At 71.6% G+C, this 24,743-nt stretch carries 20 protein-coding genes and 1 pseudogene; 10 read left to right on the forward strand and 11 right to left on the reverse strand.

Annotated elements, in window-relative coordinates:
* Positions 1–35: 35 nt before the first annotated feature.
* A complete protein-coding gene (locus JOD54_RS20295; RefSeq protein ID WP_204452046.1) occupies positions 36–1,352 on the forward strand; it encodes a COG1470 family protein in 1,317 nt (438 codons plus the stop codon).
* Between the two features lie 23 nt (positions 1,353–1,375).
* Here JOD54_RS20295 and JOD54_RS20300 read toward each other — a convergent pair.
* Positions 1,376–1,468 (reverse strand): annotated as a pseudogene (locus JOD54_RS20300) (TetR/AcrR family transcriptional regulator); the annotation flags it as partial.
* Positions 1,469–1,618: 150 nt separating this feature from the next.
* The gene (locus JOD54_RS20305) at positions 1,619–2,227 is read right to left on the reverse strand and encodes a TetR/AcrR family transcriptional regulator (protein WP_307860190.1); all 609 of its coding nucleotides are present in this window, start codon (positions 2,225–2,227) and stop codon (positions 1,619–1,621) included.
* A gap of 121 nt (positions 2,228–2,348) precedes the next feature.
* On the opposite strand from JOD54_RS20305, the gene JOD54_RS20310 reads away from it, so the two are divergent.
* The gene (locus tag JOD54_RS20310; protein ID WP_204452047.1) at positions 2,349–2,960 is read left to right on the forward strand and encodes an SRPBCC family protein; all 612 of its coding nucleotides are present in this window, start codon (positions 2,349–2,351) and stop codon (positions 2,958–2,960) included.
* Positions 2,957–3,247: a hypothetical protein gene (locus tag JOD54_RS20315; RefSeq protein ID WP_204452049.1), complete on the forward strand. Its 291-nt coding sequence runs from the start codon at positions 2,957–2,959 to the stop codon at positions 3,245–3,247. Before JOD54_RS20310 ends, JOD54_RS20315 begins: the two co-directional genes overlap by 4 nt.
* 62 nt (positions 3,248–3,309) lie before the next feature.
* Here JOD54_RS20315 and JOD54_RS20320 read toward each other — a convergent pair whose 3' ends face one another.
* The 3 genes from JOD54_RS20320 to JOD54_RS20330 all read right to left on the reverse strand — a co-directional run bounded on the left by JOD54_RS20320 (position 3,310) and on the right by JOD54_RS20330 (position 5,453).
* Positions 3,310–3,954 (reverse strand): helix-turn-helix transcriptional regulator, encoded by a 645-nt coding sequence (locus JOD54_RS20320; protein ID WP_204452051.1) that lies wholly within the window; start codon positions 3,952–3,954, stop codon positions 3,310–3,312.
* 171 nt (positions 3,955–4,125) lie between these two features.
* Positions 4,126–4,767 (reverse strand): response regulator, encoded by a 642-nt coding sequence (locus JOD54_RS20325; protein ID WP_204452053.1) that lies wholly within the window; start codon positions 4,765–4,767, stop codon positions 4,126–4,128.
* Between the two features lie 8 nt (positions 4,768–4,775).
* Positions 4,776–5,453 (reverse strand): sensor histidine kinase, encoded by a 678-nt coding sequence (locus JOD54_RS20330; RefSeq protein ID WP_204452055.1) that lies wholly within the window; start codon positions 5,451–5,453, stop codon positions 4,776–4,778.
* Positions 5,454–5,818: 365 nt separating this feature from the next.
* On the opposite strand from JOD54_RS20330, the gene JOD54_RS20335 reads away from it, so the two are divergent.
* The 3 genes from JOD54_RS20335 to JOD54_RS20345 all read left to right on the forward strand — a co-directional run bounded on the left by JOD54_RS20335 (position 5,819) and on the right by JOD54_RS20345 (position 10,662).
* Positions 5,819–6,592 carry an eCIS core domain-containing protein gene (locus JOD54_RS20335; RefSeq protein WP_204452057.1) on the forward strand — a complete coding sequence of 258 codons (774 nt, stop codon included), beginning with the start codon at positions 5,819–5,821 and terminating at the stop codon, positions 6,590–6,592.
* 6 nt (positions 6,593–6,598) lie between these two features.
* The gene (locus JOD54_RS20340) at positions 6,599–10,024 is read left to right on the forward strand and encodes a hypothetical protein (protein WP_204452059.1); all 3,426 of its coding nucleotides are present in this window, start codon (positions 6,599–6,601) and stop codon (positions 10,022–10,024) included.
* Between the two features lie 110 nt (positions 10,025–10,134).
* Positions 10,135–10,662, forward strand: coding sequence for a HEAT repeat domain-containing protein (locus JOD54_RS20345; protein ID WP_204452062.1), 528 nt, complete (start codon positions 10,135–10,137; stop codon positions 10,660–10,662).
* A 274-nt stretch (positions 10,663–10,936) separates the two neighbouring features.
* On the opposite strand, the gene JOD54_RS20350 is transcribed toward JOD54_RS20345, so the two are convergent.
* Positions 10,937–12,787, reverse strand: coding sequence for a S8 family peptidase (locus JOD54_RS20350; protein WP_204452064.1), 1,851 nt, complete (start codon positions 12,785–12,787; stop codon positions 10,937–10,939).
* 346 nt (positions 12,788–13,133) lie between these two features.
* Here JOD54_RS20350 and JOD54_RS20355 point away from each other — a divergent pair, with 346 nt between their 5' ends.
* Positions 13,134–14,249 (forward strand): DUF418 domain-containing protein, encoded by a 1,116-nt coding sequence (locus JOD54_RS20355; protein ID WP_204452066.1) that lies wholly within the window; start codon positions 13,134–13,136, stop codon positions 14,247–14,249.
* On the opposite strand, the gene JOD54_RS20360 is transcribed toward JOD54_RS20355, so the two are convergent.
* Positions 14,206–14,646, reverse strand: a complete 441-nt coding sequence (locus JOD54_RS20360; RefSeq protein WP_204452067.1) for a VOC family protein — start codon at positions 14,644–14,646, stop codon at positions 14,206–14,208. The two genes, JOD54_RS20355 and JOD54_RS20360, sit on opposite strands and share 44 nt — an antisense overlap.
* Positions 14,647–14,702: 56 nt before the next feature.
* Positions 14,703–15,659: a helix-turn-helix transcriptional regulator gene (locus tag JOD54_RS20365; protein WP_204452068.1), complete on the reverse strand. Its 957-nt coding sequence runs from the start codon at positions 15,657–15,659 to the stop codon at positions 14,703–14,705.
* A gap of 204 nt (positions 15,660–15,863) precedes the next feature.
* Here JOD54_RS20365 and JOD54_RS20370 point away from each other — a divergent pair, with 204 nt between their 5' ends.
* Both JOD54_RS20370 and JOD54_RS20375 read left to right on the forward strand, forming a co-directional pair.
* Positions 15,864–16,586, forward strand: a complete 723-nt coding sequence (locus JOD54_RS20370; RefSeq protein ID WP_204452070.1) for a hypothetical protein — start codon at positions 15,864–15,866, stop codon at positions 16,584–16,586.
* A gap of 81 nt (positions 16,587–16,667) precedes the next feature.
* On the forward strand, positions 16,668–16,994 hold the full coding sequence (locus JOD54_RS20375) for a DUF2218 domain-containing protein (protein ID WP_204452071.1): 327 nt from the start codon (positions 16,668–16,670) through the stop codon (positions 16,992–16,994).
* 35 nt (positions 16,995–17,029) lie between these two features.
* Here JOD54_RS20375 and JOD54_RS20380 read toward each other — a convergent pair whose 3' ends face one another.
* Genes JOD54_RS20380 through JOD54_RS20390 form a run of 3 tightly spaced genes read right to left on the reverse strand, consistent with a single transcriptional unit; the run spans position 17,030 to position 23,101 of the window.
* A complete protein-coding gene (locus JOD54_RS20380) occupies positions 17,030–19,954 on the reverse strand; it encodes an ATP-binding protein (RefSeq protein WP_204452072.1) in 2,925 nt (974 codons plus the stop codon).
* Between the two features lie 60 nt (positions 19,955–20,014).
* Complete coding sequence (locus JOD54_RS20385) at positions 20,015–20,227, reverse strand: hypothetical protein (RefSeq protein ID WP_204452074.1); 213 nt, start codon at positions 20,225–20,227, stop codon at positions 20,015–20,017.
* 36 nt (positions 20,228–20,263) lie between these two features.
* Positions 20,264–23,101 (reverse strand): type 2 lanthipeptide synthetase LanM family protein, encoded by a 2,838-nt coding sequence (locus tag JOD54_RS20390; RefSeq protein WP_204452075.1) that lies wholly within the window; start codon positions 23,099–23,101, stop codon positions 20,264–20,266.
* Positions 23,102–23,372: 271 nt separating this feature from the next.
* Between JOD54_RS20390 and JOD54_RS20395 the strand changes: the two genes are divergently transcribed.
* Positions 23,373–24,725, forward strand: a complete 1,353-nt coding sequence (locus JOD54_RS20395; protein WP_204452076.1) for a lysine N(6)-hydroxylase/L-ornithine N(5)-oxygenase family protein — start codon at positions 23,373–23,375, stop codon at positions 24,723–24,725.
* Positions 24,726–24,743 lie beyond the last annotated feature (18 nt).

The raw sequence follows: 24,743 nt of genomic DNA on the forward strand, positions 1-24,743 counted from the left end.
ATCCCCGATCCCAGCCCCGAAGGAAGGAGCCCGGCATGGGTGCCTCCGCCACGCTGTCCACCCCCACCCTGGCGGTCCAGGCAGGTCAGCAGGTCACCACCACGGTGGTCATCCGCAACGCGGGCGACGTCGTCGACCACTTCACCGTCGACGTGATCGGCCCGCCCGCGCCGTGGGCCACCGTCACCCCGTCCGGGGTCAACCTGCTGCCCAACGAGTCGACCACGGTGACGGTCACCTTCGCCCCGCCGCGCTCCGCCGACGTCACGGCGGGCACCGTCCCGTTCGGCGTCCGGGTCTTCGCCCAGGAGGACCCCGAGGGCTCGGTGATGACCGAGGGCGAACTCGACATCGCCCCCTTCGACGCGATCGGCGCCGAGGTGGTCCCGGCCAAGGTCGAGGGCGCCTCGGGGGCGACCTTCGAGATCGCCGTGGACAACCTCGGCAACCAGACCGCGCCGCTGCGGCTGGCCGCTGTCGACCCCGAGGCGGAGCTGACCTTCGCCTTCCGGCACAGCGAGATCACCCTCGAACCCGGGACCACCGCCTACGTGCGGCTGCGGGTGAGCCCGCCGCGCCGGTTCCTGCGCGGCCAACCGGTCCGCCGCCCGTTCAAGGTCACGGTGACCCCCGAGACCGGCGACCCGGTCGTCGCCGAGGGCACCTACGTGCAACGGCAGTTGCTGCCCAAGTGGGTGCTGCCCGCGTTGGCCGCGCTGCTGGCGTTCCTGCTGGCGATCATCGTGCTGTGGTTCACCGTGTTCAAGCCCGCGGTCCGCTCTGCGGCATCTGACGCTGCCGCCAAGCAGGCGGCCGAGGTCAAGCAGGTCGCCCAAGCGGCCCAACAGGACGCGGGCGCGGCCAAGCAGCAGGCGGGGGAGGCCAAGACCGGCTCCGACCGCGCCCTGCGCGCCCAAGGCGTCGACCCGGCCCAGCCAGCAGCGTCCGACCCGGTCGCGCCCCCGAAGGTGCCCTCGACACCGCCGCCGCCCCCCTCCGCCCCCTTCGACCGCCGCATCGCCGCGGACGCGCCGATCGACGCCGACGTGCGCCGCTTCCGCGAGGTGGAGTTCGTGGTGCCGCAGAACAAGGTGCTGCAGGTGACCGACCTGATCCTGCAGAACCCGCGCGCCGACATCGGCACCATGCGGGTACTGCGGCGCTCGCCGGACGGGCGGACGCTGATGTTCGAGTTCGGCCTCGGCAACTTCCGCGACCTCGACCACCACTGGGTGCAACCGCTCACCTTCACCAGCGGCGAAGCGATCATCCTCGCCGTCAGCTGCCAGAACCCGCCGGAGCGGGGCAACTGCTCACCCGCGATCTCCCTGTCGGGCCGGATGGAGGGCTGAGCGGGGGCCTGGTTCGCCTGCCCTCAGGCGAGTTCGTCGGCGATCAGGAGGGCGGGGTCGAAGCCCATGCCGGTGAAGTGGCCCGCCAGTTCCAGTGAGAGCACGCCGTGCAGGCGGTCCCCGCGATCCGGACCGCCGGGAGCACTGGCAGTCCCGGGGCAGTGTTTGCGCTCGGGCGCGGTGGTCATCTCCTGCGCTTCGGCGTAGCGCCGCTCGGCTTCCGTCGCTTTGCGCTCGGCGTCGATGCGGGGCCCGGCCCCGTGTCCTCAGGCGAGTTCGTCGGCGATGAGCAGGGCGGGGTCGAAGCCCATGCCGGTGAAGTGGCCCGCCAGTTCCAGTGAGAGCACGCCGTGCAGGCGGGTCCAGAACGACAGCGCGCGGTGCAGGGTCGCGGTGGTCGCCGCGTTGTCGTCGGCCCATTCGCGGTGGGACTCGAGGTGGGTGTCGAACGGTGTGGGCGGGTGGTCCCGCGTCGCGCACGCCTTGATCAGGGCAGCCATGACCTCGCGGGAGATGGCGGTGGTGTCGTCGGGGGCGTGGTAGCCGGGGACGGGCGTGCCGTAGAGCAGGAAGTACCGCTGGGGGTCGGCGCGCGCCCAGTCCCGGATCACCGCCGCCAGGTCGACCAGGTCGGTGGCGTCGGCGGCGGTGACCGCGTCGGCGAGGCTGCGGTAGCCGTCGCGGATCAGCTCGGTGATCAGCTCGTCGCGGCTGGCGAAGTACCGGTACAGCGCGGGTCCGCTCATCCCGACCAGCTTGGCGATCGCGTTGAGCGACAACGCCGACACCCCGGCCGTGGCGATCTGCTCCCACGCGTGCGCCTTGATGTCGGCGCGCACCTGGGTCCGATACCGCTCCCGCGAACTCTGCGCCACGGCGGCTCCTTCCGTCTCGTTAGAGCCTATCACCTTCGCTATTGACTCTCGCTCACCGTTGGTTATAGGTTCTAACCAACGCGACAGGGGTTAGCTCGGTCGCTCGCCACGAGGAGAAGTCATGACCCGCAGGCTGCGTTCGGCGCTGCTCGCCCTCCCGCTTATCACCGCCGGACTGCTCGGCGCCGCCACCCCCGCGAGCGCCGCCCCCGCCCCGCTCACCTGCGGCGGCAAGGGCATCAACCCGGCGGCGAAGGTGCACTACGGCGCCGAGATCGTCATCAACGCCCCGCTGAGCACGGTGTGGGACGTGCAGACGAGGCTCGAAGCCTGGCCGACCTGGCAGCGCACCGTCAGCACGATGAAGCGCCTCGACCCCGGCCCGCTGCGCCCCGGTTCCCGCTTCCGCTGGACGACCCCCGCGCCCCCGACGCCCACCACCCCCGCCACCACCCTGGTGATCACCTCCACGGTGCACCAGGTCAAGCCCCGCCAGTGCCTCCGCTGGTCCGGCCCCGCCGTCGGCGAAGGCCTCCGCATCGACGAGGGCATCCACGTCTGGACCTTCACCCCCGTGGCGGGCGGCGTCCGGGTCCGAACCGAGGAAAGCTGGACCGGGGCCCAGGTCGAAGCCGACCCCGCCATGGCGCTGCGGTACCTGGCCCCCGGCCTCGACCTCTGGCTCACCGACCTCAAGACCGCCGCCGAATCCCGCCCCTGCGGCCACCGATGACCGCCCACCGCCGGGCGACCTACGCCACTGCCTGGAGCGTCCCGGTCCTGATCCTCAGCGGGTTCGCCTTCATCTCGGGCATCCCGATCGCGGTCCTGCTGATCCGCAGCCGCTTGCGCTGGTGGGCAGCGGCCCTCGGGGTGGCCTACGCGGTCCCCGTGGCCCTCTGGCTCCTAGGCCCCAGCACGGCGCCGAGCCTCTCCAAGTACTTGAGCCTTCCCGCCACCGTCGCGTTGGCATCCTTCGCCGCCATCGTGGCCCTGGCCCACCACCTCCGCCGCCCCTGAACTCGAACGCCCCGTACCCGCGAACGCGGGGTACGGGGCGCTGGGCCATTGTGGACAGTTGCTCAGATCAGCCCTTCCCGCAACGCGAACGCCACCGCGTGGGCGCGGTTGCGCAGCTGGAAGCGGCTGGTGATGTCGTGCAGGATTCCCTTCACCGTCCGCTGCGAGTAGCACAGCTGCTCGGCGATCTCCCGCGTCTCCATCCCCTCCGCCACCATCCGCAGCACCTCCGCCTCCCGCGCCGACACCCCCGCCAGGTCCCACCCGCGCGGGTTGAGCACCTGCCGCTGCAGGCGGGAGACGCGGTCGAGGAGGCGGGCCAGCAGGTCGGGGGGCAGGGTGCCGTCCCCGGCCGCCGTGGCTTCGATGAGGCGCACCAGCGTTTCCGGGGTGGCCTCGGCCCGGCGGATGACCGCGGCGACGCCGATGCCGACGGCTTCCAGGAGTTGGGAGTTGTCGATCTCGCCTGCCACCAGCACGACCCGGCGGCGGCCCTGGACCTGCAGGCGGCGGAACAGGGCCTGGGTGGAGGAGTCCCAGGTCTCGGCGACCACCAGCGCCACCGACCGGTCGGTGGGGTCGTCGACCGGCAGGGTGTCCTCGGCGGTCAGGCGGATCTCGGCGCGGGTGCGCAGCGCGGCGTCCACGCCCGCGCGGGTGATGACATCCATGGCGTGCAGCACGACCGGGATCGGATCGGTGATCATCGGGAGCTCCCCCCTGGGATGTGTCCAGTGGCACACATCCTCCCGCTCCGCCGGATGGCCGAGAAGCGACCCGGTGTCCCCTTTGGTCCCGATCGCCCGCCGCTGGTCCCACCCCGGTCCCACGGGCGGCAGGGACAGCCGCGCGGGCACCGCCGACCGCCCGCACGGGCGTCAGCGCAGACCGGCCGCGCGGCCCCTGCGGATGGCCTCGCCGCGGTCGGCGACGTCGAGTTTGCGGAAGATGTGGGTGATGTGGTTGCGCACCGTCTTGGGGCTGACCACCAGCCTGCTGGCGATGGCGGCGTTGCCCTCGCCGCGCACGATCATGATGAGCACCTCGCGCTCGCGGCCGGTGAGCCCGGACAGGTCACCGGCGGGCCCGGGGGCGGCGGCGAACAGCGCGCGCACCTTGGTGGCCACCGGGGTACCGAAGATGATCTCCCCGTCGGCCACCGCGTGGATCGCCCGCACGATCTCCTCCTGGCCCGCGGTCTTGAGCAGGTACCCGCCCGCTCCCGCGCGCACCGCGGCGAACACGGTCTGCTCCGCGTCGTCCATGGTGAGCACCAGGACCCCGACCTCGGGGTGCGCGCGGGTGATCCGCTCGGTCGCGGTCAGCCCGTCGATGTCGGGCAGGTGCAGGTCCATCACCACCACGTCCGGGCGCAGCGCCCCGGCGGCGGTGACCGCGGCGTGCCCGCTGTCGGCCTCACCGATCACCGCCACCCCGGGCACGGTCTCCAGCAGCGCCCCCAGCCCGAGGCGGAACGTGGCGTGGTCGTCGACGATCAGGACTCGGCGCGGCCCCGGCACGGCGGCGCTCAGCCCGCGCCGAGCGGGAAGGTCGCCACCACCCTGGTCCCGACCGGGACACCGGGCTCGATCGACCACCGGCCACCGAGTTCGGTGACCCGGGTGCGCATCGACCGCAACCCCACCCCGCACCACGGGTCCGCGTCCCGCCACGGCACCCCGACGCCGTCGTCGACGACCTCCACGTTCAGCTCACCGCCCAACTCGCCGTCGTTGTGGATGAGCACGACGCAACTGCGGGCCCGCGAGTGCCTGGCCATGTTGCTCAACGCCTCGCACACCACCCGGTAGGTCGCCACCTGCACCGGCAGGGTCAGCACCGCGAGGTCGCCCCTGGCCCGGACCTCGATGCGCAGCGGGCTGCCGGAGCCGGACACGTGCCCGCTCAACGACACCGCGTGCCGCTCGATCGCCTCGACCAGACCGACCTGGTCGAGCGCGTTGGGCGTGCCGCCGTCGGTGAGCCTGCGCACGTCGCAGATCGCGCCGTGCAGCTCCTCCTCGAGCTGGGCGAGCAACCGCGCGGCGGACTCGGCGTCGCGGCCGATCAGGTTCCTGGCCGCGCGCAGGCCGAACGCCATCCCGGTGAGCGCGGGCCCGACCGCGTCGTGCAGCTCCCGCAGCAGCCGCGCGCCGTCCGGGCCGGCGTCACCGGCCACCGCAGAAACCGCCTTGTTGCGACGCATGTCCCCTCCGCAACACCCTTATCGGCGACCGTACGGCCCGCGTTTCCACGACGGGGGCACCTCGGCGGCGCATAGCCCGTTCGTAGCAAGCCGACCGCACCCACCCGGGGAACACGCGCACGGACAGCTCAAGTCGTCGATCATGATAGGGCCATTGGGGCAGCCGTGTCCGGCGGATCCGCGCCGCGTCCATCCCGGTTTTCCTTGCGGCAGGGGCAATCCGGTTTGCCCGAACGGGTGAACGCCGGGGCGTTGCCCACCGCCGCCACCGCCGGGAAGCTGACCCCGAGGCCCCGCCACCGGCGACCCGACGCGGCGTGCGGCGCCCGCAGGTGCGACCCACGCTGGGGAGGGCAGGCGAGCAGATGCGCGAGCACGAGCACGACCTCGAGGCCGAACACCGCCCGGCTGGCGACCGCGGCCACGACGGCGAAGACCACGCGCTGCTGGGCAAAGCGGCCGCCGCCGGGCGGGCGGACGTGCTCGGCGCACCGGGACTCCTTGGCCTGCAACGCGCCGTCGGCAACGCGGGCGTCGGCGCGCTGGTGGACGAGGAGCGCTCACCGGTCCACTCCGTCATCGGGTCCGGTGGCAGCCCGCTCGACACCGCGACCCGCGCCGAGATGGAGGGCCGCTTCGGCGGTCAGGACTTCTCCGGGGTGCGCGTGCACACCGGGGGCGCGGCGACCGAGTCGGCGCGTTCGGTCAACGCGCAGGCCTACACCGTCGGGTCCGACATCGTCTTCTCGGAGAACCGCTACGACCCCGGTTCCGCCGAGGGCAAGCACATGCTCGCCCACGAGCTGACCCACGTGGTCCAGCAGCGCTCCGGCCCGGTCGACGGCACCGACGCCGGGGGCGGCGTGAAGATCAGCGACCCCGGCGACCGGTTCGAGCGCGAGGCGGTCGCCAACGCCGACCGGGTGATGTCCGGGCCTGGTCCCGAAGCGCCGGTGCAGCGGCAGGCCGACGACTCCGATCACGACCACTCCGGTCACGATCACAGCGGTCACGACCACGCCGCCGAAGCCGTGCAGCGCGCCGAGGAACCCGCGCCGGAGGAGGAAGAGGAGGCGCCCGCGGCGCAGACCTTCGTCCAACGGCAGGAGAGCGGCGAGGACTTCGCCGAGGAGGAGTGAGCGGGAGTGAAGGCGCCCGCTGAGAAAGGCGAGCCCGAGCCCCACCGCTCCACCACCGCCCACCGGGCCGCCGACGAGCGCCGGGCGCAGCCGGTGGCGGCCCGGCTGCCCGCGGCGCGGATGTCGGCGACCTCGGCGCGGCGGTTGCAGCGGTCCGCGGGCAACAGGGCGACGGCCAAGGTCCTCGGTCGTCCCGCCGTGCAGCGGCTGGAGTCCGCGCCGGAGGCGGCCCCGCGCCCGTCCGCCGAGGCCGACCCCAGGTTCGCCTCGGTCGAGGCGGAGGTCCGGGGCAAGCAGAAGCAGATCGCCGCGCACCCGCCCGCCACCGCGGAAGCGGCCGCGTCCCAGGCCGCCGCCGTGGCGCCGCCGGACGACAAACTGGCGCAGGGCAAGGCCGCCAACGCGGAGAAGATGAACGCGGCCAAGCCGGGGGAGTTCGACAAGGCGGCGTTCATCCGCGCGGTCGAGCAGGCCATCGCCGCCCAGGCGCCCAAGAACCTCGACGACGCCGACAAGTTCGGCGAGTCCGGCAAGGCCGACGCGGTCAAGGGGCAGGTCCAGGGACAGGTCGGCCAGGGCAAGGCGGCCTCGGCCGGTCCGATCGAGACGGCCACGAACGCGCCACCCGACACCGCCGCCGCCACCGACAAGCCGGTCACCCCGCTGGCCCCGGACCGCCCGCCCGGCACCCCAGCCGCGCCGGACGCGGCGAACGCGGTGCCGCAGAAGGCACCCGCGTCCGCGACCGACTTCTCCGACGGCCCCAAGCAGGTCGACGGTGAAATGGCCGCCGCGCAGGTCACCGACGACCAGCTCGCCAAGTCCAACGAACCGGAGTTCACCGGGGCGTTGCGCGACAAGCAGGAGACCGAGCAGCACGCCGCGACCGCGCCCGGCCAGGTCCGCGGCGCCGAGGCCCAGACCCTGGCCGGTGCGAAGGCGGACGCCGCTGGCGCGGGCCGGGCGGCGATGGCCGGTCTGGCCGCCGAGCGCGGCAAGGCGGGCGGCAAGGTCACCGAGGAGAAGCAGGGCACCAAGGGCAAGGACGAGGCGCGGCGCGCGCAGGTCACCGCGACCCTGCAGAAGGTGTTCGACGCGACCAAGACCGACGTCGAGGCGATCCTGTCCGGCCTGGACAAGAAGGTCGACGACGCGTTCACGGCGGGGGAGAAGGCGGCGCGGGACGCCTTCACCGCCGAGCACAAGCAGAAGATGGACGCCTACAAGGACAAGCGGTACTCCGGGTTCACCGGGAAGCTCAAGTGGGTCAAGGACAAGTTCGCCGGGCTGCCCGAGGAGGCCAACCAGATCTTCGTGGCCGCGCGGCAGGGCTACGTCGCGAAGATGCGCGGGGTCATCTCGTCGGTCGCCGACATCATCGGCGGTGAGCTCAACCGGGCCAAGGCGCGCATCGCGACCGGTCGCGAGCAACTGCAGGCCGAGGTCCGCAAGCTGCCCGAGGACCTGCGGGCGTTGGGAAAGCAGGCGGCGGGGGACCTGGCGGGCAAGTTCGACGAGCTGACCGAGTCGGTCGACGCCAAGGGCACCGAGCTGGTCCAGACCCTGGCGACGAAGTACAACGAGGCGCTCAAGAGCGTCGACGCGGAGATCGAGGCGGAGAAGGAGAAGAACAAGGGCCTGGTCGCGAAGGCGATCGGCGCGATCAAGGGCGTCATCGACACGATCCTCAAGCTCAAGGACCTGCTGCTGGGGATACTGGCCAAGGCCGCGGCCGCCGTCATGGGCATCCTGCGCGACCCCATCGGCTTCCTCGGCAACCTGGTCTCCGCCGTCGGCGCTGGCCTGCGCGCGTTCATCGGCAACATCGGCGAACACCTCAAAAAGGGCCTCGTCGGCTGGCTCATGGGGGCGATGGCCGGGGCGGGCCTGCAGTTGCCAGCCAAGTTCGACCTGCGCGGCATCATCATGATGATCGGCTCCCTGCTCGGCCTGACCTGGGCCGCCATCCGCGGCCGCATCGTGGCCAGGGGTGTTCCGGAACCGGCGATGGCCGCCGCCGAGGGCGCCGTCCCGATCGCCCAGAAGATCAAGTCAGAGGGCGTCGGCGGGATCTGGGAGACCATCAAGGAGAAGGCGGGCGACCTCAAGGCCACCCTGTTCGGCAAACTCGCCGAATACCTGATCCCCACGGTGCTCGTCGCGGGCATCACCATGATCGTCTCCATGCTCAACCCCGCCTCGGCCTTCGTCCGAGCGGTCAAGATGATCATCGACCTGGTCACCTTCATCGTCACCCAGGGCGCCCAGATCATCCAGTTCATCAACGCCGTCCTGGACGCGATCGTCGCCATAGCCGGCGGCAGCGGCGGCGGTGTCCCAGCCCTCATCGAGAACGCCCTGGCCCTGTCCATCCCCGTCCTCATCGGCGCCCTGGCCGCCATAGCAGGCGTAACCGGCATCGCCGACAAGGTCAAGAAAATCATCCAATCCCTCGCCAAACCCATCATGAAAGCCGTCGACTGGGTCGTCGACAAGATCGCCGGAATCGCCAAGAAGCTCTGGGCCAAGCTCAAGGGCAAGTTCGGGAACACTCGTGACCGGCTGCGTGGCGGCGACGACAGCCCCGAGGGCAAGCGCAGACGGCTGGACGCGGCGCGCAAGACCGTCGAGCGCGCGCTGGAGAAGGGGGTGCGGGGAATCCGTCTCAAGGCCGTCCTGGCTGGGATCAAGGTTCGGTACGGACTACGCGACCTGCGCGTCGAGGACCAAGGCGGGAAGGCGAAGATCGTCGGTGAGGTCAACCCCACCTTCGAGTTGTTCGCCGACAAGATCCCGTTGATTGATCGAACTGTCGAGGGCGACGATTCCGAGGCTCTCATGAGCACGTTCCGGTCGATGAGCCTGCGTTCGGTCCTACGCATCTTCAAGGGGCAGAACCTTGGTATTAAGAAAGACGATCAGGGGCGTGCGAGAGGTGAACCGGGATTCTCCGAGAACTATTTATATGCAGTTCACTATGTGGAGCGCAAGCAGAAGGATCAGCGCGACATATCCAAGTATCACTATGCGGTGATGATTGAGATCGAGTTCGCTGCTGGCGGACTGGCCGAGTTGATGCACGGTTCGCATGGCGCGATGGACCACGGCACGGCCAACAAACTGGAGAACGACGGTGAGGGTGTTATAGTCGATCGGGGCAAGCCGGGTCGCTTCTTCGTGTTCCATGAGAAACGCCCAGAACTGCCCAAAGAGATCCTCATCTACGACGGAGGGCGAAACAAGTTGGTCTTCAAGTTGGAGCGCTCGCACCAGCCGGGTGTTTCGGCTGTCGCGAACTATCTGGTCATCTCCAAGGAGTCGGACGACGAGCAGGACGTGGCAACCAAGGTCAACGCGTATATCCGTCGAGTCTCGGTCATCGGTGGGGTAAAGGGTCAAGTTACTGCTGATGTAGTGCGGCGCGGAATCTAGGGGCGGCGGTGGTTGACGAATGCGTTAAGACGATAAACGCGGTCTTGGCTGCCCGCAAGTCTCTTCGGAACCCGTCGGGGAGTAGCGCGGAGGTTGTCGTTCGAGCGTTGATGGCTCTGCCGGTGGAGTGTCAATCTGAACTCACATCAGCCGCGCGCCGACTGGTCGAAGGCCTGCCGGCCACCGAAGAGGGCGCGTTGAACGCCGTGCTCGAAGCGTTGACAGGTTTGCGGGATTTCGATGCCGTGGAGGTCATCCGCGCGGCACTGCTCAGCCGTGACACGACGCAGAAAGAGGCGTACGTCTCGATGTTGGAAGACTTTGGTATCGACGATGGCGCCGAAGAGTTGCGTAAGGTCCTGCGGGCGGGAAAGGAAGATTCGAACCGGCCTGATCTCGCGGTCACGATCCGCGCCTTGCACGCCCTCCGCTGCGAAGGTGCGGTGGAGCAGGTCGCCGAGTACGTGGCGCACGTCAACCGCTCGGTGCGGGCAATCGCGGCGGAGTTCCTTTACGAGTTCGCAGACGGAGCCGTCGCGGGCCCGGTCTGTGCTGAGCAACTCGCCCGGGAACCCGATCCGCGCGTGGCGGAAACTCTCGCCGATGCCCTCGCCCGGTGGGGGTGGACCTTCGACTGACTGTCGGAGCCCACACCTCGCTTGCGTCATCGGCCACGCGTCTTTGACGAACTCGGGTGGAGTCCCGCGGCTGTGTCCGCCACATAGCGCCACTGTGCACGCCGCTCGGCGAGCCATTTGCGCTCTCTGCGATGAGGGTGTGATGGATCGTTTGGTTGATCAGCCGCCAGGTTCTTGACGCCGCGCCATGACTGCGGCGCGGCGGTGCCCCGGTGAGCTCTCGCTCACCGGGGCACCGTTGTCCCTAGCGGTTATCCCTGTCGGCGGGTGGGCCTCAGAGGGTCAGCGTCCAGGAGTTGATGTAGCCGGTGTCGTTGACGTACTGGTCGGCGACGCGCAGGTTCCAGGTGCCATTCTTGTTCTCCGAGGAGAGGTTGACGGTGTAGCTGCGGTTGATGTTGTCCGCCGAGCCACCAGCGCGGTTGTGCAGGACGTAGGTGCTGCCGTCGGGGGCGACGAGGGTGACGACGAGGTCGCCGATGTAGGTGTGGACGATGTTGACCGCGACGGTGGCGGTGGCCGAGGCTCGGCCGGTGCAGTTGGCGACGGTCACCGGGCTGGAGACGGTGGCGTTGTCGCGGATGGTGTAGTCGGCGGAGTTGGTGACCGGGCCGCAGCTGCCGCCGGTGGTGCCGACGGTGATGGTGAACGAGGCCGAGCCGGTCTTGCCCGCGGAGTCGCGGGCCGACACGGTGACGTTCGCGGTGGCCGCGGCGGTCGGGGTGCCGGAGATGGTGCCGGTCGAGGAGCTGATCGACAGGCCTGCGGGCAGGCCGGTGGCCGACCAGGTGTAGGGCGAGGTGCCGCCGGAGGCCGAGTTGTTCAGGCTGAACGGCTGGCCGACGGTGGCGTTCTGGTTGCCCGGGTTGGCCACGGAGACGTCACCGGGGGTGGTGCCGCCGTTGAGGAAGCTGATGCTGAGCAGGCGGTTGGGCGAGCCGGTGCCGATGCTGGTCAGCTTGTTGGTGCTGGAGTTGTTCACCAGGGCGGTCTGCACCTGCGCCGAGGTGGCGGAGGGGTTCTTGCCCAGGTAGACCGCCGCGACACCGGCGGTGTGCGGGGAGGCCATGGAGGTGCCGGACATCGTCGCGGTGCCGGTGTTGCTGGAGTACGACGCCGAGATGATGCTGGTGCCGGGCGCGAAGATGTCCAGGCAGGAACCGTAGTTGCTGGTGGAGTTGCGCACGTCGCTGGAGTTGGAGTTGCCGACGTTGATCGCCTCGGGCACCCGCTGCGGGCTGTAGTAGCAGGCGTCGTCGCTGGAGTTGCCCGCCGCCTGGACCCACTGGACGCCGCTGGCCACGAGGGCCTTCACCGCGTTGTCGAGCGAGTTGTCGGAGCAGCGCTGCTGGCAGCCGATGCTGTAGTTGACGACCGCGGGCTTCACGGCGTTGTTCCGGATCCAGTTGATGCCCGCGATGATGTCGTCGTTGGCGCCGGAGCCCTGGCAGTTGAGCACCCGGACCGCGGAGATCGTCGCCTTCTTGGCCACGCCGTAGGTGGTGCCCGCCGCGGTGCCCGCGACGTGCGTGCCGTGGCCGTGGCAGTCAGAGGGGTTGGAGTCGTTGTCGACGAAGTCGTAGCCCGCGGCCATGCGGCCGGAGAACTCCTGGTGGTTGGCGTTGATGCCGGAGTCCATGATGTACACCCGCACGCCCTGGCCGGGGTTGCTGGGGTAGGTGAAGGACCGGTCCAGCGGCAGGCTCGCCTGGTCGATGCGGTCGTCGCCCCAGTTCGGCGGGTTGGTCTGGGTGTCGGTCAGCTTCATCGTGGTGACCTGCTGCACGTAGGCGACAGCCGGGTCCTTGGCGACCTTCGCGGCCTCGGCGGCGCTCATCTTGGCCGAGTAGCCGTTGAGGCCCGCGTCGTAGGTGTGCCGGATCTGGCCGCCGTAGCGCTGCGTCAGCGAGGTGGCCGAGGCGCTCACCGAGGCGATGCCCTGGCCCTGGGACTTGAAGGCCACGATGTAGCGGTCGGCGACGGCGTCGGCGGAGCCCGCGTTGACGATGGCCACGGCGGAGTCCTGCGCGGCGAGGATGGGCGGTGCGACCACGGCGGCGGCACCGGCGACGGCGGCGACGGAGACGGCGACCACCGCGGATCTGCGCGATAGGCGAATCTTCATGTTCTTGTCGGTTCCTTCTTCAGCAGGGTCGGAGCCGAACGGTCCACATTGCCCTCACGGCGGACCGAACTCTGGGAACAGTGCAATTCCCCCAATTGGGATTCAAGCCGCACTCTTTCCCTGTGAACGTTCCGCTGTGAAGCAGCAGGTCGTGGCCGTGGACGCGCCTTCACAGCGGAACGTTCACAGATCATCACGACCTGAGAAAGGGACAAATCAATTCACTGTATTGCCTGGTCGGGGCCGGACTCCATCGAAGTGCGGACCCCGGCTCGTTCACAAGGGGGACGCGCCGCGCTCACCACGCGGTTACGTTCGGCTCCGCTGGGTGACGAGGGGGAGTCGCATGGAGCGGATCAAGAGTCTCGACGTGCTGCGCGGGGTGGCCATCCTGGGCACGTTCGGCACCAATGTGTGGATCTTCAGCAGCCCGGACGGGCTCGCCGCGGTGCTCGGCGGTGGTGGTCCGCTGGAGTCGGGGTTGCGCGCGCTGAGCAACGGCAAGTTCTTGGCGCTGCTGTCGATCCTGTTCGGCGTCGGGCTGGCCATCCAGCACGCGTCCGCTGTTCGACGCGGCGCTCGTTGGCCTGGTTGGTACCTGTGGCGTTCGGCTCTGCTGTTGCTGGAGGGCGCGCTGCACTACGTGCTGGTCTTCGAGTTCGACGTGCTCATGTTCTACGCGGTGATCGCGGTGGTGTGCGCGTTCGTGGTTGGCCGCGGCACCAAGGTGATCCGCGGCTGGATGATCGGCGCGGGCGTGGTGCTCGTGGCCGAGGTCGGCCTGCTCACCGTGGCGCTGTACGGGTCCGGCCTCGGTGGCGGCGGCGCGACCGATACTTCGAGTTGGCTCGACCAAGTGGCGTTCCGACTCGACCACGTGCTCGCGCTGCGGTCCGAAGGCGTACTCGTGCTCCCTCTTGGTGTCCTGCTGTTCCTTGCAGGCGCTCAACTCCTGAGGGCGGGCGCGCTGGAGCAGTCCATGCGCGGCGACGTCCTCCGGCGCAAGCTCATCACCTGGGGACTCGGCGTCGGCGTCCCGCTCAACGCGCTCACCGCGTTCGGCGGCACCGACTGGGCTCTGGTCGACCGCTACCTGTGCGCGCCCGTGGTCGCCTTCGGCCTGCTCGGCGCGATCACCGCACTGGTGCACAGGATGGGGGAGCGGGCAGGCCCACTGCGGCAAGGCGTGACCGCGGTGGGCCGGTGCGCCCTCTCCTGCTACATCGCGCAGAACGTGCTCGCGTCGATCCTGTGCTACCGCTGGGGACTGGGCATCACCGGAGGTCCCTTGTGGACTGTGTGCTGCTTCGTCCTGGTGTCCGCGGCCGTGCTGCTCGGCGCGTGGCTGTGGCTGCGGAGGTTCCCGCGCGGTCCGGTCGAGACGGTGTGGGACCTTGCCTACCGGGCGCCGCAGCGCCTCAGCTCACGCAGAACTCGTTGCCTTCCGGGTCGGTCAGCGTGATCCACGAGTGCGGGCCCTGCTTGCCCTCGTGCAGCCGCGTCGCGCCCCTGGCCACCAGCGCCTCGACGGCGGCGGCCACGTTCTCCTGCCCGACCCACACGTCCAGGTGCACCCGGTTCTTGACCGTCTTGGCCTCGGGCACCCACTGGAACAGCACCCGCCGCCGGGTCCCGGTCCTCGGGTCGTCCGGGTGCTGCACGGCCGCACCGGTCCGCCACACCAGGACACCGTTGTGCCGGGTGGTCTCGTCCTCGGTGGCGTAGCCCTGCGCGATCATGCTCCGGATGAACTCCTCGTCCGAGGGCTCGACGATCCACCCGAGGGTCTCGGCCCACCAGTCGGCGAGCTCGTGCGGGGTGTTGCTGTCGACGACGACCTGGAACGCGTGTGGACTCATGCCGCCACCCTAGGGGCACTTCCGGACAACTCCAGTCCTCAGAGGTCCAGAACGGCCTAGGATTGCAGGGTCTGGCTGGGCAGCACCCCGAACGCCTCCCGGTAGTACCCGGTGAACCGGCCCGCGTTGAAGAACCCCCACCGCGCCGCGACCGCCGTGACCGTGGTCTGCCCTGGGGACGCGGTCATGAGCTCCTGGTGGGCTTGGTCGAGGCGCACCTGCCGCAGGTAGGCCAGCGGCGTGGTGTCCAAGTGCCTGCGGAAGGCCAACTGCACCGCCCGGATCGTCACCCGCGACGCGCCCGCGACGTCCGCGAGGCTGATGTCGCTCGCCGCGTTCTCCTCCAGGTACGCGATCGCCCGGCGCAGCGTCGGCGGGTACGCGTCGTGCCGGTCCACCCCGGTCGGCTCCACCACCAGGGTGCTCGGGAAGGTGCTCAACGCCGTCGCCGCGAGCAGCCGCGCCGAGGCCGACAGCACCAGCGCGGACACGGCGTCCTCGGCCAGCACGTCCTCGACCAGGTACTCCACCGTCCGCCGCCACCGCAGGGACGCCACGGCGCTCACCGGCCGGAACCCGGTGAACCGCGGGGTCCCGGTCGCGACCTCGCCGAACAGCGCCGGGTCGATGGTGACCGTGCGCAACCGCGCCCGCCACACCCTGGCCTCGTACCGCTCGCCCGGCCGCGCCCGCACCAGCACGTCCCCGGGGGTCAGCTCGGCGTGGTCGTCGGCGAGGGTGCGCTCCGCGAGGCCCGCGTGCAGTTCCACGATCGCCGTGCCCGGTGACTCGGCGCTGAACGCCAGGTCCAGCGGCAGGTGCAGGTCGTCGACGACGAACCGGCCGCCCCCGGCGTGCCGGTGCCGCAGCGGACCGCCGGAGAGCTCGCTGACCCGCAGGTCGTGGTCGAAGCGCTGGAGGAGGTACTGGTGCGCCGCGTCCGCGTTGTCGGTCTCGAAGTGGGTCCTGGCCAGCGGGATCATGGGCTGACCGGGCTGGTCGCTCTGCGTCATCGGTCGCCTCCGCACGGGTGTCGTCCCCTCCGGCTACCCCGATTCGGCCCGGTTATCCCCGATCCGAGCGATCGCGACCCGGCCGGGCTGGGAATGAGCTGTGGAACCCATGAGTTCGCTGTGCGGGTCGCCCGTTCGCTCGGATGGGGGAGTCCGGCGGCCGACGATCGGGGGGCAAGCGAACCCCACCGCGAGGCAGGAACCATGACGATCAGCAGCATCTCCGGCGCGCAGAGCACCGCGGCGCTCCAGCGGGCGGACGGCGCGCAGCGCTCCGACTCGATGCGCAAGGCCTTCCAGGCCGCCGCCACCGCCCTGGGCATGAGCACCGACGACCTGCGCGGCGCGCTCGACGGCGGCGACACCCTGTCGTCGTTGGCCAAGACCAAGGGCGTCAGCGAGTCCACCCTCACCGACGCGATCTCCAGCGCCGTCGGCACCACCAACGGCGCCGAGGTCGCCCAGCGCCTGCTCGCGGGCCCCGGCGGCCACGGCGGACCGGGTGGCCCCGGCGGTCACGGCGGCCCGCCCCCGCCGCCGCGCGACTCCCGGGTCGACAGCGCGCTCAGCGCCGTCGCCGACTCGCTCGGCCTCAGCGACGAGGACCTGGAGGACGAGCTCACCTCCGGCACCTCGCTCACCGACGTCGCCGCCGCCAAGGGCGTGGACGCGACCACCCTCAAAGCCACCCTCACCGACGCCATCAGCGCCGCCGACTCCACCCTGTCCGCCGACGCGGTCAGCGAGCTCGCCGACCGGATCATCGAGGGCCCGCCCAAGCCCGAGCAGGACAACACCACCGACCGGCAGGCCTTCGACCTGTCGCGCAACTCCTACGACTCCTCGGCCGTGAGCCAGCAGCTGCTGGCGAGCCTCTACAAGCAACAGTCCGAAACGGTCAGCACCAGCACCCTGTCGTGGGCCTGACGGGTGCGACGCAGGTCATGAGCGGTACCCGGCGCCCCGGACGTAGCATCGGTTTTCTACACAGAAAACCAGGGAGATTCGATGGCGACCTCCAGCGCGCGGGTGCTGACCGACCGACCGGGCCGTTATGCCAAGCAGTTGGCCGCGCACATGGCCCGAAAGATCGAAACCAGCTGGGACGCCGACGCCGGGGTCGGTGAGCTGCGCTTCTCGGCGGGCACCTCGAGCCTGCGCGCCGAGGCCGACGCGCTCGTGCTGACCGTCGAGGGCGCCGAGGCCGACCTGGAGCAGCTCGAGGCCGTCGTCGGCAAGCACCTGGTCCGCTTCGGCGCCAAGGACGAGCTGGTCGTGGCCTGGACCAGGGACAGCGGCGAGCCCGGCACCCAGTGGCGCAACGACGGCGAGTGAGCCACCCGCCGTGATCGGTGTCCCGGCGTTGTCGATCAGCGGGTTCCGGCGTTGAGCTCCAGCGCGTACTCGCACAGCTCGACCCGGCTGGGGCGGCTGGTCTTGGTGATCAGCGCCGCGACGTGCTTCTCCACCGTTCGGTGCGAGATGTGCAGTCGCGTGGCGATGACCTTGTTGCTCAGGCGGTGCGCCAGCAGTTCGAAGACCTCGTACTCGCGGGCGGTGACCCCGAGGGTGCGCAGGGGGCCGGGGAGGCGGTCGGTTCCGGTGCGGCGGGCGGGCAGGACCGCGCCCATGGTGCGCAGGTCCGCGCGGCAGGCGCTGGCGACGGGGGTGATGGCGTGGCTGTAGAAGTACGTTTCCGCGGCCCGCAGCCAGGTCTGCGGTGCGCCCCACCCGTCGGCGGCGGCGTGCGCGGCCACCAGGCGCAGGCCGAGGTGGTGGGCCATCGGGTAGAGGGACGCGGTGGCGGTGGCCTTGGCCATCGCGGCGTCGGCGAGGTCGGGGCGGCCGTCGCGGCCGTGCAGCACGGCTTCGGCGAGTTCGACGAACTGGCGGTTCCACCGCAGCAGCGCGGGCGCCGAGGTGCTCCTGCGCCGCAACTGGGCCCGGTCCGCCCGGCAGGCCAGCACGTCGAGCAGCAGGGCGAGGCCGTGCCTGCCGGTCAGCTGGAACGTGCTGGGGTTGCTGCGCTCGGCCTCGGCCAGGGCCTGCAGCTCCCGCTCCGCCTGCGGCAGGTCCTCCTCGAGCAGCGCGCAGAACGCCTTGGCCAGACCGAGCGAGAGCGCCCAACTCGGTGACGGGGTGCCGCCTTGGCGGGCGAGTTCGGCCAGGGCGGCGGTCATCTCCGTGCGCCTGCCGCGGTGTGCGGCCAGCACCGCCGCGGTCATCAGGGTGTACCGGATCATCGAGTCGATCTGCAGCCTGCGCACCGCGGCCGCGCAGTCGGCCAACGCCTGTTCCGCGGCGGTGAACTCGCCGGTCAGCACCGCGTCGAGGGCCAGCATGGCGTCGATGTTGTAGACGACCACGATCGCGCCCGCGCCCATCGCCTCGCCGCGGGCTTGGCGCAGCGCGTCCGACGTGCCGTCGGCGACCCAGTCGTCCACGGCGAGCCGGACGGAGGCGTAGATGCGCGAGATCAGCAGGCCGTGCTGCTCGGCGATCTCCCCGGAGCGGCGGAAGTAGCCCACCGCCTCGGCCCGGTCCCGGTCCCTGGCCAGCACCCCGAGCAGGTCCCAGCCCTGGCAGGCGACCGAGGGCAGGTCGACCCGCTCCGCCGCCGCGACCGCCTGCCTGGCCAGCTCCTCGGCCAGGCGCAAGCGGTCCTCGCCGGGGGCCTCCAGGATCACCGCGGCCGCGACGATGTCGAGCTGCGCGGTCTCCGCCTCGCCGGGGTCCTCGCCCAGCAGCGCCCTGGCCTTGTCGATCTGCTCGATGCCCGCCCGCCACTGGCCCGAGAGCCTGGCCAGGGTGGCCAGCCGCACGTGCAGCAGCGCCCTCGTGCGGCGGTCGACCACCCCCGTGCCGGTGCCCGTCGCCAACCCGTCGGCCAGCCGCCTGGCCCGCTCGAACTCCCCGGCCTCGGCGACCGCGGGCAGCAGCGACACCAGCATCTTGGCGTGCGCCTCCAGCGCCCCGTGCCCGGCCAGCAGTGCGGTGGCCCGCTCCAGCAGTTCCACCGCCGAGCCGGGCGCGCCGACCGCGAACGCCCGGTCACCCGCTTCGCCGAACAGTTCCCCCGCCCGCACCGGTTCGCCCGCGCGCTCGCGCAGCACCGCCGCGAGCACGCACCACGGCCCCGGCAGACCGGGGTGCAGGAGTTCGACCGCGTCGGCCGCCTTGCGCGACATGTCCGCCTGCTCGGCGGGGACCATCTGCGCCAGCAGCGCCTCGGCGGTGAGCGGGTGGCGGAAGGCGTACCAGTCGGGCACCGGTTCGTCGGCCACGACCAGTTGGGCGCCGACGCTGGCCCGCAGGCAGCGCAGCAGCCCGCGGTCGTCGATGCCGAGCATGGCCTGCACCACCGACAGCGGGAAGCGGTGCCCGAGCACCGCGGCGGCCGAGAGCACCGACCGCCCCTGCTCGCCCAGGTTCTCCGCGCGCCTGGCCACCGCCCACACCACCGACTCCGGCACGCTCGGCTTGGCGGGCCCGGTGAGCCGCCACCCGCCGTCGTGCGCCGCGAGCAGTCCACTGTCGACCATCTCGTGCAGGATTTCTTCGGCGTAGTAGGGGTTTCCCGCGCTGTCGGTGAAGATGCGGTCCACCGCGGCCACCGGGAGTCGACTCTCGTCGACCTCCAGGACCGCGGCGACCAGCGCGCCGACCTCGGCGCGGTCGAGCCTGCCCAGCCGCAGCAGCCGGTTGTTCCCGCGTCGCGCGGCCGAGGTCGCGAGGTCCAGCGCGGGGCCGGGTTCCGGCCTGGTCGTGCCGAGCACCGCGACCGGCTGCCTGCCGATGTTGTCGGCCAGGTACTCCACGACGGCGAGGGTTTCCCGGTCGACCTCGTGCAGGTTCTCCAGCACCAGCAGGCAGCCGCGGTCGCGGCCGACCGCGGCGAGCAGGCGCAGCACCGCCTCGGCCAGCAGCAGCACCGACCCGCTCGGCGGTACGTCGCCCTCGCGGCTCCAGTCCGGCATCAGCGAGCCCAGGATCGCCCGGTACGGGCCGAGGTCGTCGACGAGGTCGAAGCCACCGCGGTGCAGCGCCATCAGCGCCTCGCTGATCGGGCGGTACGGCACCGACGGCCCGAGCGTGCTACCCCGCCCCCGCAGGGTGACCATCCCGCTCTCGGCCGCGGCGGCCTCGCCGAACTGGGCGAGCCGGGACTTGCCGATCCCGGCTTCCCCCACCAGCAGCACCGCGTTCCCGAGACCGGCCGCCGCGGCCCGAAAAGAGCGGTTCAGCGCGGATGCCTCGGCCTGGCGGCCGATCAGCGACGGCGTCCGCTCATACATGGCCCCAATGTATCCGCACCGCACCCGCCCCAGGCGGGGAACGCCGTGATCTGGGCGGGATCAGGCCAGGAACGGGATGTCGGAGCTGCTGTGCGAGGTGGTGAGCACCGAGGGCAGGACCGTGCTGGCCAGCACCAACCCCATCATCAGGTGCGCGCGGACCCCGATGCCCTTGGGTCTTTCCAGCTCCATCGCTCCGACCTGGTCGTCGCCGCGGTCGTGCCCAACCGGACCGCCGAGCTCGTCCTGGGTGGTGTTGTCGTTCTCGCGCATGATGTTCCTCCTGTTGTGTGACCGACCGCGCCTGTGTCAGATCAGCGGTTCGGATTCGTTCCCCAACAACAGCACCGACGGCACTGCGCGCGCGAAACCCAAGCGCAGCAGGCCGAATCCGATGCCGGACAAACCGGTGAGCAAACCGGGTGACGCGAGCGCCCCCGGGGTCGCGCACACCGGTCCGTTGCTCTCCAACGCGCCGAGCAGCCTTCCCGCCACTCGTTCCCGATCGGTCGCGGTCACCCGGGTGCCGCGCGCGGCGATCGCCTCCAACCGGCCGGATTCCCCGTGGCACAGGCTCATGTCGACGCGCGGGGGCAGGGTGGCCAGTACCCGCGACCAGTGCTCCGCGTCCGCCACACCCGCCGCCACCAACCCGGCCAGACCCGCGCACCACCCGGGATCGGCCGGGTCGTCGGGGCCGGTGTCCTCGAGCAGCGCCCGTCCCGCCGAGTTCGCCCCGGCCGCGGTCAACGCCCACCCGACCCCGGCGCGACCCCTGGCGAAGCCCGGCTCGCGCACCTTCGCGCCCACGGCCGCCGCCCGTTCGGCCAGCAGCGCGATCAGCCCGTCGGCGCCCTCGACGCCGTGGTCGCGGTGCAGGGTGGCCGCCGCGGCGAGCCCACCCGCGGCGCCGGTCGAGACCGACACGTCCTCCCGGTCGAGCGCCCCGGCCCGCTCGGCGGCCGCGAGCACGGCCACGCACCGGGCGGCCAGGTCGTGGCCCGCCGGGTCGGCCAGCAGCGCACCGGCCCTGGCCGAGGCGTAGGCGATCCCGCCGAGGCCGTGGAACCCGCAGCCGACGATCCCCACGGCGTCCCGGTCCCGGTCCAACGCCGCCACCAGCGCGGAGAGCGGGACCAGCGCGGCGCGGGCGAGGTCGGCGTAGCGCGCCGCGCCGGTCAGCCCGGCCACTTCCGCGAGGAACAGGGCGACTCCGGTGTAGCCCTCGCCCAGGCCCGCGCCCAACGGGCCCAGCGACCAGTAGCGCTCGTCGACCAGTTCCACGCCGAGCCAGTTGGCCCTGCCGTGGCCGTGCAGGGCGCGGGCGACCAGGTCGTCGGCCAGGTTGCAGGCGGCGGCCAGCAGCCGCGCCGGAACCGGTGCGACGGCGTCGAAGCCGGTGTCCTGCGGCGCCGCGCGGTGGCGGACCTCCTCCGTCCGGGTGGCCATCGCCGCGGCGATCAGCCATTCCTGGTCCTGGCGGTCCATCTCGTCCATGGCGGCGACCTTGGCCAACACCCCGGCCAGCGGCGTCTCCGCCAGCACGGCGGGCACCCGCGCGCCGCCCGCGGCCCACAGGTCGAGTTCGCCGACGCGTGCGGTGAACAGCGGTATGTCGCCGTCGCGCAGGTGCGCCACCTCGTGCTCGGCCAGCCGGGAGCGCACCGGGTCACCGGCGACGTCGCGGCTGAGCACACCGAGCGCCCGCTCCCGGTCGCCCCACGTGCGCAGCGCGTCCGGGTGGGTGGTCTCGACGCCCACCGTGACGTACACCTGCGTCGGGCGCACCAGCACCCGGACCGTGTCCGCCGCCGCGCCCTCGAGCGGTCCGCCCGCGCCGGTGAACGCGGCGCGGTGGGCGGTGATCGCCTGGTACGCCGCGCGGAAACCGGCCAGCAGGGCGCTCTTGTGGTTCTCCGGCGCCGCCGGGCAGCCGCCGACGGTCGGGCGGTTGTCCGCGCCGCGCACCGGCCTGGCCGTGCGGACCAGGCGCATCCGGTCGGTCCCCTGCTCGGCCCAGTCGACGGCGTCGTGCGGGTACAGCGCGCCCGCGTCGCCCCCGAGACCGGACAGGTCGACGGCGCCGTGTTCGCCGAAGACCGGCTGGGGCAGCAGCGCTGTGCGGCAGACCGACGCGGCCAGCGCGTCGGACGCCGGGTCGCCGCCGGTCACCGTGGCGGGCGGGATGGCCGGGTGGAACACCGTTTCGATGTCGACGAGCACCGGGTGGTCGCCGTGCGCGATCAGGTTCTCGAAGTGCATGTCCGCGCCGTCGACCGCGTAGAGCAGCGCGAGGATCGCGCCTTGGCGGCGGTAGAAGCGGTCCACCGCCCGCTGATCGGCGCAATCGCGGTGCGCGATGTGTTCCACCCAGCCATAACCGGGTCGGGCGAGGCAGCGCGCGGTGCGCAGGTCCAGGTCCGGGGTGCGGGCGTTGAGCCACCGCACCGCCCGGTCGTAGCGCTGGTGCAAGTCGAGTGGGCGTGGCTTGTAGACGATCACCGACCCGTCGGCGAACCGCAGCGAGGCCGCGGCCCGTCCGCCCTCGTGCGGATCCCCGCCGAGCGCGCCGATCGAGACCAGCGCACCGGGATCGCCGGAGAGCAGGTCCGCGATGACGCGCGACCGGTCTTCGGCGAACCGGCGGAGCAGTTCCCCGGTCGCCGCCACCGCGTTCAGCGAGAGGGTGCCGATCAGCCGACCCAGAACCGGGTAGCGGTAAAGGGTCGCGCGCAGACCCCCGCGGCTCGTCGTGCGCTCGATGAAGTCGGCGAACCGGGCCTGGGGGGTGTCGCCGCGCAACTCGCCCGCCGCTCGCGCCGCGGCCAGGTCGGCCACCAGCGCCCGGGTGGCTATTCCCGCCAACCGCGCTGACAACCCGCGAACCCAGCCTTCGACAACCGGACCCAGTTCGACCCGCGCGCCCTCGACGGCACCGGAGACCTCTTCAACGAGGAGATCGGCTGCCGCCTCGGCGACCGGGGCGAGCACCGCGTCGAACGACGCGGGCGTCGCGCCCGGCTCGCCGGTGCCCGCCGAGTCGAGTCGGCGCAGTGCCCCGTCGACGAACAGCGCCCACCCGGGCGGGGACGGTGATTCGGCGGCTTCTGGGGGCTGGGCCGCCCGCCACCACTGTGGTTCGGTCACGCGAAAGCCTCCTCGGAGCTCGGCGACTCCAGCATGGTGCCGGCCGCTCGGTGGGGGCCGAATGGGTAACGACCACCCGCTTCGCGCGGCGACATGGGTAGTGCCTGGGTGGTGCGGGCCCGTCACCCGATCGCCGAGCGGCCCAACTGCCGCCGCGCACCCGCCGTGAGCTGGGCCGCGCCAAGTTGGGGGCTCGGCGCCCATGCTGGGCCGCCCCGTTCGGTGACACGGTGTGGCAGGCAGGTCCCCAATACCCGTGGGAGGAAAGTCCGTGTCCAACCGAACTTCAGCAGCGCCCCTGCCCGACGAGGTGCTCGACCTGGTGTGCGTGGGGTTCGGCCCCGCCAACATCGCGCTCGCCGTCGCCTTCGACGAGCTGTGGCCCAGCGCCAGAGTGCTGTTCCTGGAACGGGAACGCGGCGCCCGCTGGCAGCCGGGGATGCTGTTATCCCGCTCCGACATCCAGAACAACCCGGCGCGCGACCTGGTCACCCCGCGCAACCCGCGCAGCCGCTACACCTTCGTGAACTACCTGCACGAGAACAACCGCCTCTTCAAGCACCTCAACGTCCCGGCGCACCACCCGTTGCGCAAGGAGTTCGCCAAGTACGTCCAGTGGGTGGCCGAGCAGGTCCCGGCGGACGTGCGCTACGGCCACGAGGTCACCAGCGTCGGCATCGTCGAGGACGGCGGGCGCGGGCTGGTCGAGGTGCGCACCGCCGACGGGCAGCTCGTGCGCGCCAGGGCCGCTGTGGTCGCGCCGGGGCGCACCGCCAACATCCCGGCCGCGTTCGCCGACATCGATCCCCGCAACGCCTTCCACACCAACCACTACCTGCCCGGGATCGCCGACCTGGACCGGGATTTCGCGGGCACGATCGCGGTCGTCGGCGGCAGCCAGAGCGCCATCGAGGTCGTGCTCGACCTCGCCGACCGGTTCCCCGCGGCGCGCGTCGCCAACGTCATGTCCGGGTACGGCTACCGGCTCAAGGACACCAGCCCGTTCTCCGAAGAGGTCTACTTCCCGGAGTTCGTCTCGTACTACCACGCCGCCTCCCCGCAGGGTAAGCACCTGCTGCGCGAGCAGTTGCGGCCGACCAACTACTCCTCGGCCGACCGCGACGTGATCGATGCGCTGTACCTGAGGCTCTACGAGGACGACCTCGACGGCGCGCAGCGGATCACGTTGCACACCAACCGGATCATCGAGTCGGTCGTCGAACGCGGCGGCCGCGTCGCGCTCGACTGCCTCGAGCGGGTCGACGGCAGCCGCGAGGTGATCACCGCGGACCGGGTGGTGCTCGCCACCGGCTTCCGCGACCTGGGCACCGGCAAGCGCGCCGAGACCCTGCCCCCGCTGCTGGCCGACCTGGTCCCCGCGCTGCGCGTCGACGCCGAGACCGGGGTGCGGGTCGGGCTCGACTACCGGCTGGCCACCACCGACCCGCAGGCCCCGCCGATCTTCCTCAACGGCCTGTGCGAGTCGAGCCACGGTCTCGGCGACGCCGGGTCGTTCAGCCTGCTCGCCCTGCGCGCCAAGGCGATCCTGCACAGCGCCCGCCGCGCGCTGACGACCGGGGCCGCGGTCGACGACGCGGACCTGATCGCGGCACCCACCCGCTGACCCGACCGAGGAGACGCC

This window comes from Actinokineospora baliensis (genome assembly GCF_016907695.1).
Taxonomy (GTDB): Bacteria; Actinomycetota; Actinomycetes; order Mycobacteriales; family Pseudonocardiaceae; genus Actinokineospora; species Actinokineospora baliensis.

Coding starts and splice junctions, on each gene's coding strand:
- JOD54_RS20335 (WP_204452057.1), top strand. CDS start 5,819: ATGCGCGAGCACGAGCACGACCTCGAGGCCGAACACCGCCCGGCTGGC.
- JOD54_RS20315 (WP_204452049.1), top strand. CDS start 2,957: ATGACCGCCCACCGCCGGGCGACCTACGCCACTGCCTGGAGCGTCCCG.
- JOD54_RS20370 (WP_204452070.1), top strand. CDS start 15,864: ATGACGATCAGCAGCATCTCCGGCGCGCAGAGCACCGCGGCGCTCCAG.
- JOD54_RS20295 (WP_204452046.1), top strand. CDS start 36: ATGGGTGCCTCCGCCACGCTGTCCACCCCCACCCTGGCGGTCCAGGCA.
- JOD54_RS20365 (WP_204452068.1), bottom strand. CDS start 15,659: ATGACGCAGAGCGACCAGCCCGGTCAGCCCATGATCCCGCTGGCCAGG.
- JOD54_RS20380 (WP_204452072.1), bottom strand. CDS start 19,954: ATGTATGAGCGGACGCCGTCGCTGATCGGCCGCCAGGCCGAGGCATCC.
- JOD54_RS20345 (WP_204452062.1), top strand. CDS start 10,135: ATGGCTCTGCCGGTGGAGTGTCAATCTGAACTCACATCAGCCGCGCGC.
- JOD54_RS20360 (WP_204452067.1), bottom strand. CDS start 14,646: ATGAGTCCACACGCGTTCCAGGTCGTCGTCGACAGCAACACCCCGCAC.
- JOD54_RS20385 (WP_204452074.1), bottom strand. CDS start 20,227: ATGCGCGAGAACGACAACACCACCCAGGACGAGCTCGGCGGTCCGGTT.
- JOD54_RS20355 (WP_204452066.1), top strand. CDS start 13,134: ATGGAGCGGATCAAGAGTCTCGACGTGCTGCGCGGGGTGGCCATCCTG.
- JOD54_RS20350 (WP_204452064.1), bottom strand. CDS start 12,787: ATGAAGATTCGCCTATCGCGCAGATCCGCGGTGGTCGCCGTCTCCGTC.
- JOD54_RS20330 (WP_204452055.1), bottom strand. CDS start 5,453: ATGCGTCGCAACAAGGCGGTTTCTGCGGTGGCCGGTGACGCCGGCCCG.
- JOD54_RS20320 (WP_204452051.1), bottom strand. CDS start 3,954: ATGATCACCGATCCGATCCCGGTCGTGCTGCACGCCATGGATGTCATC.
- JOD54_RS20375 (WP_204452071.1), top strand. CDS start 16,668: ATGGCGACCTCCAGCGCGCGGGTGCTGACCGACCGACCGGGCCGTTAT.
- JOD54_RS20310 (WP_204452047.1), top strand. CDS start 2,349: ATGACCCGCAGGCTGCGTTCGGCGCTGCTCGCCCTCCCGCTTATCACC.